Below are 22,077 nucleotides of genomic sequence, written 5' to 3'. Positions count from 1 at the left end.
TTCAGTAAAAGCATTTTTAATATCAATACCTTTGTCTATATTTATGAATTACTATATAAAAATAATTATATTACACTTTCCATTAATTGTAAAACCATTGTTCCATTTTATACATTTATTATCTTAAATTTGTCCATTTTTAACATATTTCAGAAAACTCTTACTTTTTATGATAAGACATAGAGTATTAAATAACAAGTTAAAGATTCCAATATTATCTATAATTGATATATTAATCATTAATTTAGTTGTAAAATAAAAGGCTTGCAAGGTATATTATCAACCTTCCAAGCCTTTTTCTATTAACCTTTTTAAAGATGTATATAGTTTTAAATCATCTTCTTCAGTTCTTTTTTTATGGGTTCCAGTTCTTCCACCACTTCTTCTAACTTTTTGAGATATATGCCTTTCAAAAAGCAACCTATCAATATTTTTATCGTCGTATATACTTCCTTTAGGATTAAGTGCATAGCAACCTCTTCCAAGAACCATAGCAGCTACTCCATAATCTTGAGTTATTATTATATCACCTTTTTTAGCATTGTTTATTATATACATATCCACACTTTGAAACCCACTCTCCACAATAACAACCCTACTATAATCTGATGATATTAAATGATGCATATCGCAATATATATCAACTTCTATATTATACTCTTTAGCTGCTTTTTCTATATATGTTTTACCTGGACAGCCATCACCATCTACGATTACTTTCATACTTTTCTCCTTCTTATTTTTTTTAATGCTGAATATATAAATACTCCACCTCTTGTCAACAAAACTCCGTTATTGCTTCTACCAACCATTAATGAGAAATAATCACTTATTTAAGATTGGTCTATCTATACTGAGTATTCCCTTTAATATCATACTCAATATTATTATTTCAATTAAAGTGGTTCCATTATACTCTTTTGATGAATCCATAAAAAGATACATTTAAGAATATTGTTGAAATTAATAGAAACTCAGCACTAATGCTGAGTTTCCTAAAAAAATTATAATCTGCCTTCAAGTTCTTTCTTTAAATCTTCAAAGCCAGGTTTTCCAAGTAGAGCAAACATATTTTTCTTGTATGCTTCAACACCTGGTTGGTCAAATGGGTTTATTCCTAATAAATGACCACTTATACCACATGCTTTTTCAAAGAAGTATACTAATTGACCAAAGTAGTATGCTGAAAGTTCTGGAACATTAACTATAACGTTAGGAACTCCACCATCATTATGAGCTAATACAGTACCTTGGAAAGCTTTCTTGTTTACGAAATCCATAGTTTTTCCTGCTACGAAGTTTAATCCATCTACATTATCTTGAGTAGCTTCTATAGTTATTTCTTTCTTAGCCTTTTCTACGCTTATAACTGTTTCAAATATATCTCTTCTTCCATCTTGGATGTATTGACCCATAGAGTGAAGATCTGTTGAGAAGTCAACTGCTGCTGGGAATATTCCCTTGTTGTCTTTTCCTTCTGATTCTCCGTATAATTGTTTCCACCATTCATTGAAGAAATGAACTGATGGCTCGTAGTTAACTAGTATTTCTATTGATTTACCTTTGTTGTAAAGAGCATTTCTAACTGCTGCGTATTTGTAGCAATCATTGTCAGCTAAAGAAGTACTTGCATAAGCTTCTCTCGCATCTGCAGCTCCTTGCATTATATCATCTATGTTGATTCCAGCTGCTGCTATTGGAAGAAGTCCAACTGCTGTTAAAACTGAGAATCTACCACCAACATCATCAGGAATAACAAAAGTTTCGTATCCTTCAGCGTCAGCTAAAGACTTTAATGCACCTCTGCTTTTATCAGTAGTAGCAAATATTCTTTCCTTTGCTCCATCTTTACCATATTTCTTTTCCATATAGTCTTTAAATACTCTGAACGCGATTGCAGGCTCAGTTGTAGTACCTGATTTAGATATTACATTTACACTTATATCAAGACCATCAACAGCCTCAAGTAATTCTGCCATATATGTTGAACTTATGTTATTTCCTACATAGAATACAGCTGGAGCTTTTCTCTTGCTAGCTGGTAAACAGTTGTGGAAGTTATTTGTAAGCATTTCAATCGCAGCTCTTGCACCAAGGTAAGAACCACCGATACCTATAACTATAAGCGCATCAGAATTAGATTTTATCTTCTCTGCAGCTTTCTTTATTCTTGCAAATTCATCTTTGTCATAATTTACAGGAAGATCAACCCATCCTAAGAAATCTGAGCCAGCTCCTGTTTTGTTGTGTAACTTATTATGAGCAGAAAGAACCATGTCTTCCATATATCCTACTTCATACTCATGTAAGTAAGGTGCAACCTTTGATAGATCTAAAGTTAATCCCTTTTTCATATTACTACCTCCAAAATTTTAAGACTAATAGTATATTATATATTTTAATATTATAAGCAATTGAAAGTCGCTAATGCGCCTTTAATTTGTGATCTTTTTGGGCATCTGCCTTTTCTCAACTAATGGGAGAAAATTCTGGCAAGCGATAAAAAATAAAAATGTTATCGTATGGTTTATCTTAACCACACTCTTGTAATAAATAGCATTATAAGGGTAAAAATAATTATTGCAATTATTAGCATTGGTAGTATTATTATGTATTGAGCAATCATTATAGCTAAGAGGTCTTTAAAAGTAGGTTTGTCCTGCTCTTGCTGTTCTTGCATTTCTTTTATAAACTGCTCTTCTTCACTAAGTATCTTCTCTTCCTTCTTCCCAACTTTGAACAATAATTTCACCTCATATTAATTTATCATTTTGTATTATACCACAATAAGCTAGTACAAGAAATCTTTTCTATAATATTTTTCGCCTTTAGAAAAACGTTGTAAAAACATCTAATTTCTTATGTTACCTCGTATGCATATGTACAATTTTCAACTTAAATTCATTCTTTTAATATTTATTATTTTATATTCAGTAATTTATTTTATTTACATAATAAAAGCCTAAGCTTTCGCTTAGACTTTTATTCTAATTAATCAACTAAGTGACAAGCAACCCAGTGTTCATTTCCAACATTCTTATATACCGGAATCTGCTTAGAGCATTTTTCCATAGCATAAGGACATCTTGTATGGAACTTGCATCCTGATGGTGGATTTGCTGGTGAAGGAATATCACCTTTAAGCAGTATTCTTTCTCTCTTTAAAGTTGGGTCTGGTACAGGAACTGCTGATAAAAGCGCCTTTGTATATGGATGAAGCGGATTATCATATAATTCCTTTTTAGGAGCGAGCTCAACCATGCTTCCAAGATACATAACGCCAACTCTATGAGATATGTGCTTAACAACACTCAAATCATGAGATATAAAGAGATAAGAGAATCCTCTTTCTTGCTGCAAGTCAGTCATAAGATTTATAATCTGAGACTGTATTGAAACATCAAGTGCTGAAACAGGCTCGTCTGCAACTATAAAACTTGGATTTAATATAAGTGCTCTTGCAATACCTATTCTCTGTCTTTGTCCACCTGAGAATTCATGCGGATATCTCTTCATATGATATGCTGCAAGGCCGCTTCTCTCAAGAGTTTCTGCAACTAAATCCGGAATCTCATCCTTGGTAGCTATGCCGTGATCAAGTAAAGACTCACCTACAAGCTCTCCAACAGATAATCTTGGATTTAAAGAACTATAAGGATCTTGGAATATCATCTGCATCTTTGGCCTTATGGATCTTAACTCACTCTTACTTAATTCAAATATATCTTTACCTTCAAATATTACTTTTCCTTCTGATCTTTCAAGCAGTCTTAATATAGTTCTTCCAGTAGTTGATTTACCACAGCCTGACTCACCAACTAAACCTAAAGTTTCTCCCTTTTTTAATTCAAAGGATATATCATCAACAGCCTTAACATTACCAACTGTTTTTTGCATTATTCCAGCTTTAATAGGGAAATACTTTTTTAGATTTTCAACTTTTAATAGTGCATTATCTTCCATATTATTTTCCCTCCTCGTAAAGCCAGCATGAAACCTTGTGTGTAGGACTTACATTTATTAAAGTTGGCTGCTTATCCTTACACTTATTCATACATCTATCGCATCTTGAATTAAAATAGCAGTTATCAGGCATTCCTATTGGATTAGGAACTTGACCTGGTATTGAATAAAGCTTATCACCTGTTTCTTCAGTTAGAAGTGGTTTTGATTTAAGCAAACCTTGAGTATATGGATGAAGTGGATTCTTAAATAATTCTTCAACTGGTGCTTCTTCTATAACCTTACCTGCATACATTACAACTACGTAATCAGCCATTTCAGCAACTACACCAAGATCATGTGTTATAAGCATAATTGAAGTATTAAGCTTTTTCTTTATATCTCTCATTAGATCAAGAATTTGAGCTTGTATTGTAACATCTAGCGCTGTAGTAGGTTCATCTGCTATAAGAAGCTTAGGATTACAACTAACAGCCATAGCTATCATAACTCTTTGTCTCATTCCACCTGAAAGTTCATGAGGATATGATTTCATTATTTGCTCAGCTCTAGGGATTCCAGTTATTTTTAGAACCTCTATTGCCTTTTCTTCCGCTTCATTTTTTGAAAGTTTTTGATGAAGTATTATTGCCTCGGTTAATTGTTCTCCAATTTTAAAAACCGGGTTAAGGGATGTCATAGGCTCTTGGAATATTACTGAAACCTCATTACCTCTCATATTTCTTAATTCTTCTTCAGTAAACTTTAATATATCTCTTCCATTGAATAATATCTCTCCACCAACTATCTTTCCTGGAGGATTAGGAATTAGTTTCATTAGTGACATGGCAGTAACTGATTTACCGCAGCCTGACTCACCAACAACACATACAGTTTCCCCTTCTCTTATATTAAAGCTAACATCATTAACAGCTTTAACTATACCACCACCAGTGTAGAAATAAGTCTTTAAGTTTTTAAATTCTACTAAATTTTTAGCCATCCTTTTATCCTCCTACACTTTAAGCTTAGGATCTAATGCGTCTCTTAATCCATCACCAAATAGGTTTATTGCCATAACCGTTAAGAATATGCATATTCCAGGCGGCATCCAAAGCCAAGGTTGAAATTGAAGTGCATACGAATCCTGTGCTGCTTGTATCATATTACCCCAAGTAGGTGTTGGTGGTGTTACTCCAAGACCTAAGAAGCTTAGCGCTGATTCTGTAAGAATAGCACTACCAATTCCTAAAGTTGCAGTAACTATAATAGATGCTAAAGTATTTGGAAGCAAGTGCACAAACATCTTTCTTCTATCTTTTAAACCTAGAGCTTCTGCAGCTTGCATAAATTCTTGTTCTCTAAGAGATAAAATTTGTCCTCTTACTAAACGTGCAAGACTTGGCCAGCTCAAGACACCTATAACAATCATAACAACATATATCTTATATTTAGGGTTAATTCCCATATCCATCATAACTGCACCGATCATTATTAAAAGTGGTAAGAATGGGAAACATAATAATATATCTACAAATCTCATTATTAAGGAGTCAATAATCCCACCATAATAACCAGCCATTATGCCTAGTGCTGTTCCAATAATAACTTCTATACTTACAGCAACAACACCAACGGCAAGAGATATTCTTCCACCATACATAAGTCTTGCAAGTACATCTCTACCAAGATTATCTGTCCCAAGTGGATGCTGTGCTGTAGGATCTGCCAATGCATTTAGAAGATCTGACTTTTCCCAAAGCATTGTAGTGCCTCCCCCTCTTATAAGCTCATCTATCCATGGGCCTATATAAGAGAAGATAATTAATGCTAACAATATATATAAACCAGCCATTGCAAGTTTGTTTTTTCTTAAATTCCTCCAAGCCAAACTCCAAGGGCTTTCAATCTTTTCTTTTTTATTAACAACTTCTTTAGCCTTAGGTTCTTTTTTTATCATTTATTCCACCTCCTATTTCAATCTTATTCTTGGGTCAACTAGAGCATATGCCACGTCTGCAAGCAAGTTTCCTAAGAGTGTTAAAATTGCAAGCATTAAGTTTGTACCCATTAGAAGGTAGTAATCTCTTGAGTTAACTGCAGCAAGTTGAACAGGTCCTATTCCAGGCCAGTTGAATATACTTTCTGTAAGTGTTGCTCCAGAAAATAAACCTGGGATTGAAAAACCTAATAATGTAATAACAGGGATAAGTGCATTTCTTAAAGCATGTTTGTATATAACAACCTTTTCTTTAAGTCCCTTTGCTCTTGCAGTTCTAATGAAGTCTTGTCTTATAACTTCAAGCATACTTGAACGAGTATACCTCATCCAACCTGCTACTGAACCAAGTGTTAAAACTATAAGTGGTAAAAGCATATGTTTTACAACATCTAAAAAATATCCGAAGCCAGTGTAATGACTTCCTGCTGTTGTCATACCTGAAAATGGTAATATCTTCAAATCTACACCAAACCATTTTATAAGCAATAATCCAAAGAAGAACGAAGGAATAGATATTCCTATAAGTGCAAAAATAGTAAATACCTTATCAAACAGTGAATATTGTTTTGTGGCCGAAACAACTCCTATCGGAACCGCTATTAAAACCCCTAACACAAGTGAAGCAAGCGATAAGTAAAAGGAATTAGGTATAAAATCCTTCATTACTTGTGATACTGGCTTTTGATAATACATACTTTCACCAAGGCTTCCCTTAGTTACAAGTTCTTTTACCCAATAATAATATTGAGTAGGTTTTGATTGATCCAAGTGATACATTGCTCTTAATTCTTGTTTTCTTTCAACACTCATATGTGGGTCCATATTAGCAGTAATTGGATCACCTGGTGCTAACGCAAAAATTAAGAAAATGATTAATGATATACCAACTATTGTTGGTATCATTTGAAGTAGTCTTCTTATAATGTACTGTCTCATCGTACCCCCCCTAAACTTTTTATTTTCCTAAATAAATAGGCTATATTTTTATGTTTTGCCGCTCTAAAAATTAATTTTTCCTACATCTATATAATGAAAAGCTATGCTCAAATTAACTCAATTATGAGGCTACTTTTAAATATATAGAATAATCAGATTAAATTTTTAAGATTAGCACTTTTAAGCACCTTATCTTACCAACAATTAAGAATTATTAGTTAAATATAGCATGTCCCAAGGATATTTTGTTAAAATTCCAATTAAATTGTAAGAACATTCAAAATACCACCCTACTTTTGTATAAATTGCATAATATTAGCTATTTAAAACATTAGTTCACCCTTGAGCTAATATCAAATAGCTTACATGTCAGCGCTTTCATAGATTTATCTTAATCTATACAAAAGAGATAATATTAAATTTAACTGGGTTTTTTAAAGAAGTTTATTTTTAAGATTTCTAAGTATGTAAGGGTTCGAATACATATGAGAACTTGAAGAATTTGTTTTTATGAAAAGCTTCAATTATAGTGCCCCCCTTAACATGAATATAGCCTTTTATCTTTCTATATCTAGGCTAAGTTAATAAAACGGAATTGGTGAATTTCTTAATTGCTAGCTATATAAGTGACAGAAAAGTTTTTTGAACTTTCATTGATAAGGAAATACAGAAAAAAATTTTTTTCTCATTAAAAATAATTTAACACTTTTTTCTTATCACAGATTGTTATTAAATATTATATTACTTAATAAATATTTTGTAAATATATATATTTTATTGATAACTTACTAAATTTTTCTTATAAAATCATATGGATAACACTGAATCAATTTGTATTTGAGAAACTTCTTTCAAATTTGACATTTTAAAATATCTACCGATTTTTTGAAATGTCAAATTACATATACTGCATTTCTATTTTTATTGAATTTATTATTTTAACGTTAAATAAACCTAAATATTTTTGTATTTTTATTACATTTATGCAGTATCATGTCTTACATGTTTACAAAAAATTAACCTGCCATATACCAATTCCTTTCGCTTATCTATAAACTAGATAACTAAGCTTTGCACCTTTGGCATATTTTTATATTAATTTAAATTTCATTTCATTTTATACTTAGGCAATATTATTTATAGAAGCCAAGAAAGACTGTTGCAAATTCATAAAAAACTTATTGTAAAAATAAAAGCCGTTTATATATGAATGCATTACTTCGTAATAAAATTTATTATTTTTAAATTCTCTCACCTAACTCAGTGAGAGTTTTAATAATAGATTTCAGATTGAAGTAGTACATCTTTATAAATGGCTTTTACTCATAAGACTTTATAAACACCAGTTTTACAACAGTCCTTAAATCTCTATGATTCTAGTTTAAGTGTACTGTATAATATTATCTTATCTGCTCAATAGTACATCCCTTTTCCTTCAAGGATTTTATTATACCATCACCACCATCTAAGTAGTTCGTTGGTATAACAACAAAATACTTCTTCTTGTCATTAAGATACCCATCAATTTTTTCAGTATATTGCTTAATATACTTTGTTTCTATACTCTCATTATATTTATTTACTATTGTATTTAGTTTGTCAAAATTTTCTCTTTCTCCAGCCGGCACAACGTATCTGTCATTTAACTTATTATCTGCCTCATCAATATTTCCATTTTTCCATTCTTCTAATGCGATTTCAGTTTTAGCTACACTTTCCTTATTAAAGTATTTAAGTAGTTTCATTTGTGCATCCACAACTTCATCAGGAAGATCAATTTGATCTTCAAGATTTTTATACATATCACCAATTACGATTATATTCTTTTTACTCTTCCTAGCCTCGTCAAAAAAATATAGGTCTGGAGTATATCTAAGTCCATCTTTTCCGTAGGTTGCATTATATGCTACGATTAAATCCTGAGGCAAATATCCAGCTTTTACTTGTTTGTTAATCTTACTATAATCAGCCTTGAATTCTTTAATCTTTCCTTGATATATTACTAAAGCTTCTTTTGAAAGATGTTTCTCAAAGGAATCTCCAGACTTTAGCATAAGTATTCCGTTCCTCTCAGAGCCATCTATCTTATCGTATTCAAATTCTAACACTATCTCTTCAGACTGTTTAACTGCATCTTCTACCTTGGAGCTAAGTGGATACATATCTTTAGTACCTATTCCAAGGGATCCATAAATATATAAATTACTATCTCCTTTAGATACCTTCCACATTGGTCCAACAATATTTGATGATGGAGCCTTCTCATCTATCTTAAGATCAAAAGCTGCATTTATTTGTCCACTAGCCTCAGTTGCCACCAGCTTTCCATTTGCAGTGACTATAAATATTATGGAACATATTAGTACTGCTGATATTTTCGTTATCTCTTTTTTCTTATAAGTTTCATATTCTGGAGCTTTCTTTCTTACCGCTATATAAGCTGTCACTATACTTAATCCAGTGACTATGATAAACATAATAACAGTATTTGTGGCAACTTTAGGTATATTGATTATTATAAACATCATAAAAAGTTCATGTATGCAATATATCCAAAGGCTCATATCTCTATACAACTTAGATTTCCTCTGGCTTATAACCTTCTTTGAATTCAAAAGCCCCATAAATATAAACGGAACTAACAAAACTAGTGAAATATACATATTGTTATCTCTAGGAATATTATTTGCTATTAAATAATAGGCTTCAAAGACAAAAAACATTGAGAATAAACCTATCCAAATTCTAGTTTTCTTTACTTTATTATTTAAACTATATTTATTGATTAATACTCCCAAAGTTATAAAAGGAACTCCAAAGCATATTCCGTTTCTTGTATATACAAAAATACTGTTATACGCCTCAACAATACTCTCTAATGGCGTTCCAGTTATTAACCCATTATAACTATCTCCTAGTAGACCTAATGTATATGCTAATATACTCAAAATCACTAGAGCCTTAATCCAGTTCCTCTTTAATAAAAGTGCCACAACTAAAATAGATATTATTAGAGCAGGCAAGTACCATAAAGCTCCTGAAACCCCATTGAATAATATATTTTTAATCGTTATTTCTATAGTGCTATTTCTTTGTTTTATATAGTTAAATACAAAAACCGTATAGGCCACAGAAAAGCCCAAATAATAAATTAGTATTCTTTTAACATATTTCTTTACATACCCTTCTCTATTATATTTATCATAAAAGAAATATCCAGTTGTTATGAAAAAGAATGGTACTGCAATTCTTGCGATTACATTGCTTAAAATTGCACCTGGTATCTTGCCTAAGGAATAAAATGCTGATGTGTGTATAACGATTACTAAAATGGCACACACCATCCTCATTATATTTACACTATCATAAGTTTTTTTAGTATTTTCCATTACTATCTCCCCCCTACACCTTATATACGTATGCTATACAAATCTTCTGTCACAAAAAGTAATTTATTTTATAATATGGTGCTTATATTTCAAAAAACTAATTCTTCAATACTTCTATAGATATTCTAATTTAAGTGCTTCTTTTACATATCTTCATATAATAACATTGTATTTATTTTTTATAGAGGGGTTATCAATGATTTACAACAAAGCTTTAGTCAATCTATACACTCAAGAAAAGCTAAATGATACCTTAATTTATTTTTATAGCTTATGGAAGAAACGCTACTTAAGAACTGTAGAAAACTCACCTACTAAAATGGATTATCTATTTTACGCCTTGGACCAACCTACCACAAACAATGCTGTTACTGTTTCAGAAGCTATGGGCTATGCAATGGTCATATTCCCACTAATGAGTAGATTTGATACCCAAGCTAAAGATACTTTCACAAATATCTATAATTTCATAAAAAACTATCCTAGTGTGTATAATAAAAACTTAATGGCCTGGCAACAGATTAAAACTGCAGATGGAAAAATTGTAAATGCAGAGAAGCTAACAGATTCTGCTACAGATGGAGATATGGATATTAGTTATGGACTTCTTCTTGCTCAAAAACTTTGGGGTTCTGTTGATAAAATCAATTATAGACAAGAAGCTATCAATAGGATCAATACTTTAATGGATAGTTGCGTTGATAAGACTGATTACACTCTCACTCTAGGAGATTGGGTTCAAGGCATACCAAGTCCTACATTTAAAGGAGTTACAAGAAGCTCAGATTTTATGCTGCATCACCTAATAGAATTCAGTAAAGTCAATACACAAAATGCAGACAGGTGGAAAAGAGTAATCGGTAGAATTGTTTCTATTATCGATGATCAAATGACAAGAGAAAGCAAAAACACAGGTCTTATGCCAGATTTCTTTGTAAAATCTGGTGGTACTTTCATTGCGCCAAAAACTAAAATACTAGAAAGTCCTCATGACGGCGATTACTTTACTAACAGCTGTAGGACTCCTTGGCGCTATTCTATGCCAATACTATTTAATAATAGCCAAGTTACCAATCAAATTAGTACATTAAATAAGTGGATAAAACAGACAACAACTCAAAACCCAAAGAATATAAAATCAGGATACTATATCGCAAATGGAACTCCTGGTGCAAGCTTCGGAGAGACTAATAATCTAGCCTTTATAGCTCCATTTCTAGTTAGCTCACTTACCCAAGAAGGCAACAATAAGTGGACATTAGACATATGGAATACTCTAATGGAAAAACCTATCGAAAAATGTACCTTCTATGAAAATACCCTTAAACTCATGGCTATGATAGTTGCTACAGGAAACTGGTTTACGCCTAGCAGTACCGAAAATTTGTTAAAGAGACAATATCAGTACAGGATTCATGTTTGATATAAATTTATATTTCTTCTATGAGGAAAATTTCTACTTTAAGGCAGAAAACTACGGTCAAACTGTAACACTTTGAACTCCATCAACTACTCCAGGAACTGTAGTTAAATTCTACGCTTCATCTATACGCCATTAATAGTTAATCGCTGAAGAAAATTTCTAGAGCGACTTTCTTCAGTGATTTCTAAAAAAACAAAACACTCACTAAAGTAACCTTCTTTAGTGAGTGTTTTTACTCATGTGACTTTCCAATATCCTAATGACTGAAGTAGTATGTCTGTTCAAATAGATAGATATTATACTTTAAGAATTAATACCTACCAGGCATACAACTAATTTGTGTTCTTCATTTATTAAAAGCTTATCTATGATATTTTTATCCAAAATAAATGAATCATCCTTTAGCTTTAACTCTAAATTTTCTCCATTTAAGGTAACTGCGCCAATTCTATATTCACCATACTCTAATTGACTTTCATTTTTATATTCTACATGTATCTTTTTGCCTTCAAATATAGTAAAGGCTGATGCAGTATTATTACCATCAAATTGTGCTTTAACTAATTTAGGCTCAAGCATAAGATCCCCTAAAAATCCTTTTACTCCATATACCTCATTAAGCATTGTAAGTAGCAGCCAACTTGCCGAGCCTGTAAGATAGTTGTACATTCCTCTGCCACGCTGACTAATGTATTCAGGTATACCTGGTAAAATCCTACTCTTTTCAAAGTCATTGCAATGGTTGTATATCATATCTAGAATCTCAAACCCTTCCTTTGCAAAGCCTCTCTTGTAAAGAGCGTTTATATACATAATTGTCATATGACTAAACATAGCACCATTTTCTTTATGTCCATAGGCAAAACCAAAACCTCTGCCCATATTCAATTTAACTTCCTTAAAATCAGTGTTTAATCTTATACCGCCAACCTTTGGATCCTTTAAATATCTATTTACAGACTTAATAACCTTGTCAATCAGCTCTTTGTCAGCTACACCGCCCATTATCGGAAAAACTTGTCCTGTCAAGGTCATTCTAGTACCTGTTTCAAAGTCTCCTTCTAATGCTTTTCCATGATTATCATAGTAGCCATTAAACCATTCAAAGCCTTCAGAATTCTTTATTAATTCCTTAGCTTTAATATGTTCCATTATCCATTCAGCTTTTTTCTTAATATCAGAGGAAAGTTTGTCTATATCAATTTTTATCTTTTCCCCAGAAACATCATGAGTACAAAGCTCAAAATACTTCCTTAATAACTTATTTTTTTCATCAACGGAATTATAATCTATTGAATCATAAATAGTATCTATTAAAATTGACATTTCCTTAGCAATTTCTACAGATTCTATTTCCAACTTATCTTTTAAATTTAGAAGCAACTCACTTAACTCCAAAAGATTACTTCCATATAAAGCAGTGAATGCAACACTTTCTCCTTTTTCGTCTGCCATATCAAAGGCATCATTCCAGTCAGCACCTTCAAGTCTCATATTATTATGCATTCCTACATTATAAAAAGCTGTTAAATGCTGAATTAAAATGTGTTCAAGAATACTACCTTTATATAGTTTTCCTGAATGGTCTTTCTGCTTATTTCCATAACTATCGTTCCATTCATGATCTACAGCCTTAGAACGGAAGCACTGCTTGTCTTTAAAGTACTCTTGTTCTTCAAGTAAAAATTCCAATTCACCACTCAAGTCTAAATACAATTTTGTAGTTATAAATGGCCATGCACCATGATCCATCCAAGTTCTAGAGATGTTGTTTCTATCTGCAATAAACTCTCCTGGTTTTGTTCCGATAATGGTTGCATTGCTTCCATCAAATCTGACTCCAATAAAGTTATTATATAATAGTTCTCTTACAGGTGCAGGTTCAAGAAGCAATAGTGCTAAGCAATCCTGCCATAAGTCTCTCCAGCCCCTTCCCCCTCTTCCATAATCATGGTGAGGTAAAAATGAGCATCCATATATTCTTCTCAAAATAGGTTGTAGCTCTACCCATTTCATCCATGAGTCAAAAGCCTCATTAGAAGATGAAAAGTTTAAATTAGATAACTTTCTTTCCCAATATTCTTTGTTATTATCTAATTCACTTTCAAACTTAGGCACACTACCATATGCCTTTATAAATTCTTCTGAATCAGAACTATTTTCACTAATCCCCATAATCACTATATATGAATTGCTTTCTCCAGGCTTTAGTTCACATTCCTTAAATCTTATTGCTCCTATTGCATCATAACCGTCTATCTCTTCTCCTTCTTTGCAATAGTTTGTTAGATTCTTTATAACAGCCTCAGGATACTGAAGACTTCCTCCTTCTCCAATAAAATCTTCTTCTACTGGAAAAAATCCTTCTGGTAATATTCCATCTCCTTCAACAGCTTGGACTGTATATGAAATTGTATTAATCCTATGCCCTCTTTCATCAAAAGTAAGAGTTGGCATAACACGAACTCCATACTCATCGGTATATATCCTGTGAAGCAAGGATGTTACATGCCTATGATCTCTTATATTATCTGCTGAACGCCCATAAACTGGTATAGCAGCAGTAGGTGTAAATCTTAAGTTCTCTGACTTAATATTTTTTATTGTTATTTTCATTAACTCAACATTATGCTTACCAACTGGTACAAAGTTTGTTATCTCTGATCTTACTCCAAGCTTTGTATTTTCTCTTATGACTTTTTGCCAAAGAAAACCTGCATGTAGCTGTACACTTTCTTCGCTTTGTTCTTTAAAGCTAAGACTCATTTGATCAGAGGAATTTCCTGCCGCTGACCATGAAACGTCTTTATCTATATATAACCAAAAGTTTCTTGAATTTGCTGAAAAATTTAAGTTTCTTACTGATACTGGTTCCATTAAAAAAGCATTTTGATTAATCTTAATATCACCTGCAAGTAATGGGGTTATTGAACTCATCATTCCATTTTCATTTGCCAAAGGAAAATACAATCCACTAGTTTTATGCGGATTTTCTAATGTAAACTCACCATTTTTACCAATAAAGTCCCATGATGAATTTTTTATTTTTTCTACCATAATATCCTCCAATAAAATTTGTAATTATTTTTTTATCCCTAGATCATAAACTCTCACGTAATCTACTTCCATAGCTTGTGGAAAAATACTGTCATCAATGCCCTTTTGGCCACCCCAACTTCCACCAACTGCAATGTTCAATATTAAATGAAATGGTTTATCATATGGCCAAGACTTCCACTTTTCTTCTTTGTCAGTAATAGGATCATATTCTGTAGTAAAATATTTTTGGTTATCCACAAAAAAATCTATCTTATTAGGTCTCCACTCCATAGCATATACATGGAATTCAGTGTCAACATTATCAACCTTTATTTGTGCAGTTTTTTGTGTATTTGCCTTCCAATAATATTTTAGTGAATGTGCTGTAGCATGTATTGTACCTTGATCAAAGCCTACATGCTCCATTATATCTAGCTCTCCACTTTGTGGCCATGCTCCATAATCACTATTTTCAGGCATCATCCATATTGCAGGCCAAGTCCCTACCCCTTTAGGTAACTTCGCCCTAATCTCAAATCTTCCATAGCACCAAGAATCTTTAGTTAAAAGCCTCGCAGAAGTATATTCATTAAAGGCATATTTCTCTTTATTTGCAGTAATTATTAATTTTCCATCTTGAACCTTAGCATTTGAAAGTTCATCAGTATAGCACTGCTTTTCATCGTTTCCCCAACCTGATCCACCAATATCATATCGCCACTTTTCTTTATTCGGTGCTCCGTTCTCATTGAAATCGTCTTCAAATACTAGCTTCATATTCTCCTTATTTTTCCCATCTATGTTCATCTTTTTCTCCCTTCTCTCACTTATAATAACATTTATTCCAATAAATATCACTACTGTAATGCTTAATAGTATACCTATTCCTAAATATATCTTTCTATTTTTCACACACTAACACTCCTTGTATTGTAAACATATATTTACCTTGTGCTCTTTATGATCTTCAAAAATCTTAATAATATTGCCTTCAATTTCTACATCATCAACCTTAATAGAGCATGATGAGTCCTTTATTCTGAAAAATCCCTCTGGTTTTGTGATTTTAATATTATATGTGGCTTTACCAGTATTAAGAATAATGCTTATAAACTTTTGCTCTTCCATAAGTATTGGATCTATTTCAATACCTCTCGCTGTGTATTGGATACCGAAAGCATCAAATAAAGATAATGTAAGCCAAGTAGATGTTCCACTCAACGTAGGTCCAATGTTTTCACCTGTATCGCTATTATTATATTGGGTACAAAATCTTGGATTTCCACAAGTTACATATGGATGTTCCATGGTCTTATAAGGTAAAACTAAATTGATCATCCAATAAGCTGTAGCTGTAAGTCGCTTTGCCAATTCATTACTTTCAACTTTTTTAGCGGCTTTAAGCATAGCACTGGTTGCCATCATAGTGGCATGTTTGAATATTCCTCCATTCTCTCTATCTCCTGGGAAATATTCACCGGTTGCTGTTCCTGTTGCGATCTTTTCCAAGTCTGTAGGGCTGATAAGCTTTATTCCATAAGGAGTCTTCAAATGCTCATCTATAGAATCCAGCATTATATCTATCTGCTCTTCAGTGGCACAATTAGCTAAAATAGACCAACTAAAGGAGTTTAAAAAATACGTTCCATCTTTATTAGGGTCTGCAGAAAGTTTATCTCCCTTTGCTCCAAGGTATGTGAACTCGTCATCCTTGTATCTATTAAACAGTACTCTAGCAAAGAAATCGTTCTTCCATGCATGCTGCTGTAGATTGTTATAAAGTTTCTCAGATACAACTTCAAGCTTATTGCAATATTCGTTATCTCCTTTGTGTCCTCCAATTTCAATCATTTCTTCAAAGGCTAGCTTTAATAAGAATCCATTCATAATACTTTCAGAATAATCACTTTCAAATGATTCTCCATCTTTTTGTGTTCTTGTTATCTGCTCTTTATATCTTCTTTCTTTTTCTATACCATTTATATAGTCAGGATCAAGTTTCAAGCAATCGTTCCAATCTGCAAAGTCAAGTAGTGGTATCCCATGCTTACCAACTGATATTTCTCCTGAATATCTTAAAATTGCTTTCATAGTATCATATAAACTTCTTGTCTTTATTGGATCACTTCCCCCAATTTCACATTGTTCATCAAGAAATGCTATATCACCTGTTATATTTATATATCTAAATACAGCTTGAATAAGCCACAATCCATCATCTGACCATTTCCCTGGCTCTTTGCCAACCCAGAAAAAATTATGATATGCATAACCAAATTCAAATACTTTTTCGGCCCATTCCTTAATTAAGCTTTTTACAAGAGCTTTTTCTCCCATACCTATAAAATAATACATAGATGCATAAATATCCTGTATTTCTCTAAACCCAATCTCTCTATAACCCTTTTGAGTTTGATCAAAGGAACGAGATACAAATGTTTGATATAGTACCTGAAATGGAAGGTTTTTATTAACATAAGTATCAAAATTATTGTCTTCTGATATAACTTGTAGATAACCACTATATTTATTAATAAAACTTTGACTGCTCTCAAAAGCTTTTTGCAGCTCTTTTTCATCTCTATATTTATTTATTAAATTCTCCACTTCGTTTTTAAAGGTATCTTCATCAAACTCATCATTTGCTTTATTTGAAACTAGTCCTGTAAAATTATCAACAGTAACCTTATCTAACGCTTGTATAGTAAAATTGCTACTAAGTGCAAAGAATCCCGGACCTTTTCTATTCAAATTATTACTGAGTTTATATAATCCCTCAGGTCTTTCCAAGGAAGCGTTTCCCACAAACTCACTATAACTTGTACAAAATTCCTTAGGTAGTAGCGATCTATTTTCATTATGAGTGATCATAGTATGAAATCTATAATCTCCTTTTGTATACATAGGGTAATAGTCTGAAGAAATTGCCTCTACATGTCCCTCTTCATCAGTGTATACCTTTGCCTGCATAATTATATTGCTATATAAAACATCTTCCATCAATGCGCCAGGCGCAGCACTTCCAAACATACCTGTATAAACTATTTTGATTTGCCTTGCTCTACTGGTATTATTTATTATTTTAATTTGTTGTGCTTCTACAGCTATAGGCATATTATCTTCCTGAGGTAATAAGAAGATTAGCCTTTCTATTTCTAAGCCACATTTAGTCTTATAATAAATTTTAGTGTAATTTTGAGCATGTACACATTTACCGCTTTCTATGTTTTCATCTTTCACATTTGCCGAATAAAAGATCTGTTTTCCATCTTCCACTAAGTAGAACTGACGATTTGCAGGAAATCCATTTTCATCTTGAAGCATATCCCATCTTGTAGCCAGTACTTGAGTAGCTGCATGCGCTCTAAAACTTCCTCTTCCAACCTTGTCTACTACACTCTTTGGAGTAGTCTGAAGGGCATGGGAAAATCCGAGTCTATTACCCAACAATAGATTTGTATTGAAATGGGGTCCAGGAGCAGGGGCTCTTAGATCTATTTCATGTTCACCATTTTTATTAATACTTCCCACACCGTAAGTTATATTTTGTACTATTCCATTTATCTTTTTACTAAGCTCAAAATCTAACAATATTTCAGTAATTTTACCATTCTTACTTGTTAATAAAGCTGTGCCCTCTATCTCTTTAGTAAGCTTAATCATTACAAATTCATTTTCTTCTAAAACTTTATCCAAAAGCTCTGCTATTTCCCTATACTTAAATATTTCTAGAGTAACAGGAATTTTGATTTGTAAGTTAGTTATACCTACAGCCTTTTTATAAGTACTATCATAGAATATCCCATCTATAACAGCTCCTTTTTCAATTTTCTCTGAAAATATTTCTCTTAATTTATGATCAGCTGACTGTTTTACTTTTCTTGCTACTACCTCTCTCATCATGTACCTCCAAATTTACCAATTTATAATATCTAAAACTTACCTTATCTGTAATCGTAAAAAATAGGGATTTAATTTAAAATCCCTATCTTTCCTTCAAATAATATTTAGCCTTTAACCGCTCCTGCTGTCATACCACTAATAAACTTCTTTTGAAGCGTAAAAAACATTATTAGAACTGGAATTGTTGTTACAACACTTGCTGCCATCATTAAATCATATCTATTTTGGTAATTACCAACATAAAGTCTTATTCCAACGGGAATTGTCTGAGTAGAAATGTCTGTAGTCAATACCCACGCAAATAATAGTTCATCCCAAGCCATTAGAAAAATATATATACCAGTGGCAATAATTCCTGTAGTTGAGATAGGTAATATTATTCTTACTAAGGCTCCGAATTTTGAACAACCATCTATGCGAGCTGCTTCTTCTAATTCCTTTGGTATAGTCGCAAAAAATCCTCTTAATATCCATATGCTAAATGGAATAAAGAATGCTGAATAAGTAATTATTACTCCAGGATATGTATTCACTATTCTTATTCCAAAGTTTTCTTGAATCTTAATAAACATTATATATAGAGGCAATAAAAACATCATACCTGGTATCATTTGCGTAGCAAGCACTGTGCCTCCAAAAATACCTGAACCAGGAAACTTGTATTTTGCAACTGCATAACCAGCAAAAATTGCGAGGCCTAATGTAACTAATGTAGTTACCCCACAAATAATTAAACTGTTCTTAAGATACGCAAAGAAATTTATGTTTTGCCACATTTCAATATAATTATGCCAATTAACTGGCTTTCCTAGAGTACCTGTTGCTAATTCTCCTTGAGTCATTAATGAACTTAAGACCATCCAAATTATTGGAAATATGCTACTTATTATTAGTATAACTAAAATAATATTTGCCGCTATATGCTTTGCCTTCTTTTTTCTTCTAACACTTTGTACGTAACTCGTAGCCATTATTCATCCACCACCAAACTATCTCTAAATACTCTATACCATATCCACACAAGGGTAAGAACACATATCATTACTACAATAGTAGCTGCTGCTCCAGTACCAAAGTTCCAAGTTTGGAAAGAATTCCTCTGAATATTTGTCATTAATAAATCTCCCCATTTACCTGGATATCCAGCACCATGTCCAAACATCATTGAAACAATATTATAAGAATATATATAATTAATCATTCCAAAGAGCATTTGAATACCAATTACCGGTTTAAGCAATGGTAATGTTATATTTCTAAACTTTTGAACTGCATTTGCTCCATCTATCTCTGCTGCTTCATAAAAATCATCAGATATACTTTGAAGTCCTGCTAATAGCATTATCATTACAAGTGGTACATTTCTCCATATAGTAGGTATTATTATCGCAGGAAGCACATTAGGTCCAGTAAGCCAAAAAGGCTTGCTTGGAAGAATATGTAGCCAATCTACCAATATTCTATTAATAATACCTGTGTCCTGCTGCCACATAAATCCCCACAACATACCAACTACATAAGAAGGCACAACCCAAGGAGTTAATAACAAAGTTCTTGCAATTCCTCTAAACTTAAATTCTCTATTAACTACCATAGCTGATGCCAGCCCTAAAACTATAACTAAAACACTACAAATAAATCCGTATATTCCTGTATTTCTAAGTGCCTCTAAAAATCCAGAACGCATATTACTTGAGGTATCAAATAAAACCTTGTTAAAATTATCAAATCCCGCAAATGGTGCGTTTAAAAATTGTTTCAACGTAAACTGATTAAGTTTAAGTATTGAAAAATATAATCCTTGTATCATAGGTATAAGTTGTACTATTACCATAGCAATTACTGCTGGTGCTATAAGTGCATATGCAAATTTATTTTTTCGTATATTTTTTATAATGCTATTCTCGCGCCTTGTCCGTATGACTGGATTCTTCTCTATTTCCATGTGGCACCTCCTATAACGACCTATATATCTAATATAAATTATACAGGGGGCACCCCTGTATAATTTAATTAACTATTCTTATTTCTATTATTGTTGTTGGCTTAGAACTGCATTAACATCATTAGCTGCTGCGTCTAACTCTTTTTGATTTTTAGCAGGGTCATATGCTCCATTAACACCCATTACATTATCCCATACATTTGACAAGCCTTTTTGTAATAATGATTCTGATGGTGCCCATCCTGGGATTGAAGGGTATGATTTACCATATTGTAATTGTTGCTTGAATACTGATAACAATGGATCATCAGTTACAAACTTGTCATCAAATGATTTAGCATTAGTTGGTAGATTACCATGTTTCTTAGCATATGCTACCTGTGCATCAGCTGATGAAAGGTAAGCTAGTAACTTAGTAGCTTCAGGTTTGTTCTTTGAAGATTTAAATATTGCTAAGTCACTTCCACCAAAGAATGCATATCTGCCTTTTGGTCCTTCTGGAATTATAGCAACTCCAACCTTTTTAGGGTCTAAAGACTTAGCACTGTCCTTTGCAAACTCAGTTTTTATTGTTTGTGCAAGGTAAGCACCAGAGAAAATAGTTGCATATTCACCACTATTGAATAAAGCTTCAACTTCAGATGAATTTTTTTCTAGAGCAGCCTTTGGCATTAAACCTTCTGCAGCTAAGCTTGCATAGTAGTTAATACCTTGTACTGACTCAGGAGAATTTATTGCTGCCTTACCATCCTTAATATATTCTCCGCCTGCTCCCCATATCCACCATGAGAAGTTATGAACAACGTTCCAGTCATTCTTACCAGGCATTCCAAGAGCAGCCATCTTTTTACCATTAACTTCTACTCCATTTAACTTCTTTAATGCAGCCTTAAAGCTATCCCATGTATTAAAATCCTTAGTTGGATCTACTCCTGCTTTCTCACAAGCGTCCTTCCTGTAGTAAATAGCTCTGGTATCTACAAACCATGGTACTGCATATCTTTCACTCTTACCTTCTATACCAGTTGTACTTAATGTAGCCTTTACAAATGCTTCATCTCCTCCAAAGTCTTTGTAACTTGGAGTTAGATCTTCTAATGCTCCCATTGCACTTACAGCTGAAACCCATGTATTACCTAACTGAGTAATATCCGGTGCTTGACCACTAGTTGCTGCTGCAGTAATCTTAGTCCAAGCTGATCCCCAATCTAATACAGTAGGTGTAACCTTTATATTAGGATTCTTGTCTAGAAATGGTTTGATAACTTCCATAAAATCTTTATCTGGAGTTCCGCTGTTAGGCATTATCCAAACATTTAAGTTTACATTTCCTTTTGTTGATGAATCTGCAGTTTTCGAAGTATCGCCAGCTTTCGAGCCACATCCAAATAAGCTTACAGCCATCATACTTACTAATACTGCTGAAATTAATTTCTTCTTCATTCCAATCCCCCCTGATTTCTTTCTACAGTATTTATGATATATTAATCCGTATTTT

At 32.6% G+C, this 22,077-nt stretch carries 15 protein-coding genes; 1 reads left to right on the top strand and 14 read right to left on the bottom strand.

Annotation, left to right across the window (positions count from 1 at the left end):
- Positions 1–279: 279 nt before the first annotated feature.
- The 8 genes from OCU55_RS16290 to OCU55_RS16255 form a co-directional block, all read right to left on the bottom strand.
- A complete protein-coding gene (locus OCU55_RS16290; protein WP_261853347.1) occupies positions 280–723 on the bottom strand; it encodes a YaiI/YqxD family protein in 444 nt (147 codons plus the stop codon).
- Between the two features lie 281 nt (positions 724–1,004).
- Positions 1,005–2,354, bottom strand: a complete 1,350-nt coding sequence (locus OCU55_RS16285; RefSeq protein WP_261853346.1) for a glucose-6-phosphate isomerase — start codon at positions 2,352–2,354, stop codon at positions 1,005–1,007.
- Between the two features lie 173 nt (positions 2,355–2,527).
- On the bottom strand, positions 2,528–2,743 hold the full coding sequence (locus OCU55_RS16280; protein WP_183279890.1) for a hypothetical protein: 216 nt from the start codon (positions 2,741–2,743) through the stop codon (positions 2,528–2,530).
- A 248-nt stretch (positions 2,744–2,991) separates the two neighbouring features.
- A complete protein-coding gene (locus OCU55_RS16275) occupies positions 2,992–3,963 on the bottom strand; it encodes an ABC transporter ATP-binding protein (RefSeq protein ID WP_261853345.1) in 972 nt (323 codons plus the stop codon).
- Between the two features lies 1 nt (position 3,964).
- The gene (locus OCU55_RS16270; protein ID WP_261853344.1) at positions 3,965–4,945 is read right to left on the bottom strand and encodes an ABC transporter ATP-binding protein; all 981 of its coding nucleotides are present in this window, start codon (positions 4,943–4,945) and stop codon (positions 3,965–3,967) included.
- A gap of 12 nt (positions 4,946–4,957) precedes the next feature.
- Positions 4,958–5,902, bottom strand: coding sequence for an oligopeptide ABC transporter permease (opp4C, locus tag OCU55_RS16265; RefSeq protein WP_261853343.1), 945 nt, complete (start codon positions 5,900–5,902; stop codon positions 4,958–4,960).
- A 12-nt stretch (positions 5,903–5,914) separates the two neighbouring features.
- A complete protein-coding gene (locus tag OCU55_RS16260; protein ID WP_261853342.1) occupies positions 5,915–6,880 on the bottom strand; it encodes an ABC transporter permease in 966 nt (321 codons plus the stop codon).
- A 1,400-nt stretch (positions 6,881–8,280) separates the two neighbouring features.
- Positions 8,281–10,269, bottom strand: coding sequence for an acyltransferase family protein (locus OCU55_RS16255; RefSeq protein ID WP_261853341.1), 1,989 nt, complete (start codon positions 10,267–10,269; stop codon positions 8,281–8,283).
- 196 nt (positions 10,270–10,465) lie between these two features.
- On the opposite strand from OCU55_RS16255, the gene OCU55_RS16250 reads away from it, so the two are divergent.
- Positions 10,466–11,692 (top strand): glycosyl hydrolase family 8, encoded by a 1,227-nt coding sequence (locus tag OCU55_RS16250; RefSeq protein WP_261853340.1) that lies wholly within the window; start codon positions 10,466–10,468, stop codon positions 11,690–11,692.
- Between the two features lie 303 nt (positions 11,693–11,995).
- Here the strand turns inward: OCU55_RS16250 and OCU55_RS16245 are convergent, their stop codons facing one another.
- From OCU55_RS16245 to OCU55_RS16220, 6 genes are all read right to left on the bottom strand, one after another.
- The gene (locus OCU55_RS16245; protein ID WP_261853339.1) at positions 11,996–14,749 is read right to left on the bottom strand and encodes a GH36-type glycosyl hydrolase domain-containing protein; all 2,754 of its coding nucleotides are present in this window, start codon (positions 14,747–14,749) and stop codon (positions 11,996–11,998) included.
- Between the two features lie 24 nt (positions 14,750–14,773).
- Positions 14,774–15,643, bottom strand: coding sequence for a glycoside hydrolase family 16 protein (locus OCU55_RS16240; RefSeq protein WP_261853338.1), 870 nt, complete (start codon positions 15,641–15,643; stop codon positions 14,774–14,776).
- Between the two features lie 3 nt (positions 15,644–15,646).
- A complete protein-coding gene (locus OCU55_RS16235) occupies positions 15,647–18,631 on the bottom strand; it encodes a GH36-type glycosyl hydrolase domain-containing protein (protein WP_261853337.1) in 2,985 nt (994 codons plus the stop codon).
- A gap of 107 nt (positions 18,632–18,738) precedes the next feature.
- Positions 18,739–19,605, bottom strand: a complete 867-nt coding sequence (locus OCU55_RS16230; protein WP_261853336.1) for a carbohydrate ABC transporter permease — start codon at positions 19,603–19,605, stop codon at positions 18,739–18,741.
- Entirely contained in the window at positions 19,605–20,579 is a 975-nt protein-coding gene (locus OCU55_RS16225) for a carbohydrate ABC transporter permease (protein WP_261853335.1), read from the bottom strand. Before OCU55_RS16225 ends, OCU55_RS16230 begins: the two co-directional genes overlap by 1 nt.
- Before the next feature lie 87 nt (positions 20,580–20,666).
- Positions 20,667–22,022, bottom strand: coding sequence for a sugar ABC transporter substrate-binding protein (locus OCU55_RS16220; RefSeq protein WP_261853334.1), 1,356 nt, complete (start codon positions 22,020–22,022; stop codon positions 20,667–20,669).
- Positions 22,023–22,077 lie beyond the last annotated feature (55 nt).

Source organism: Clostridium folliculivorans (assembly GCF_024341905.1).
Lineage (GTDB): Bacteria > Bacillota > Clostridia > Clostridiales > Clostridiaceae > Clostridium_AR > Clostridium_AR folliculivorans.
The sequence above is the reverse complement of the archived record's forward strand: the minus strand, read 5'-3'. Positions and strand labels throughout refer to the sequence as shown.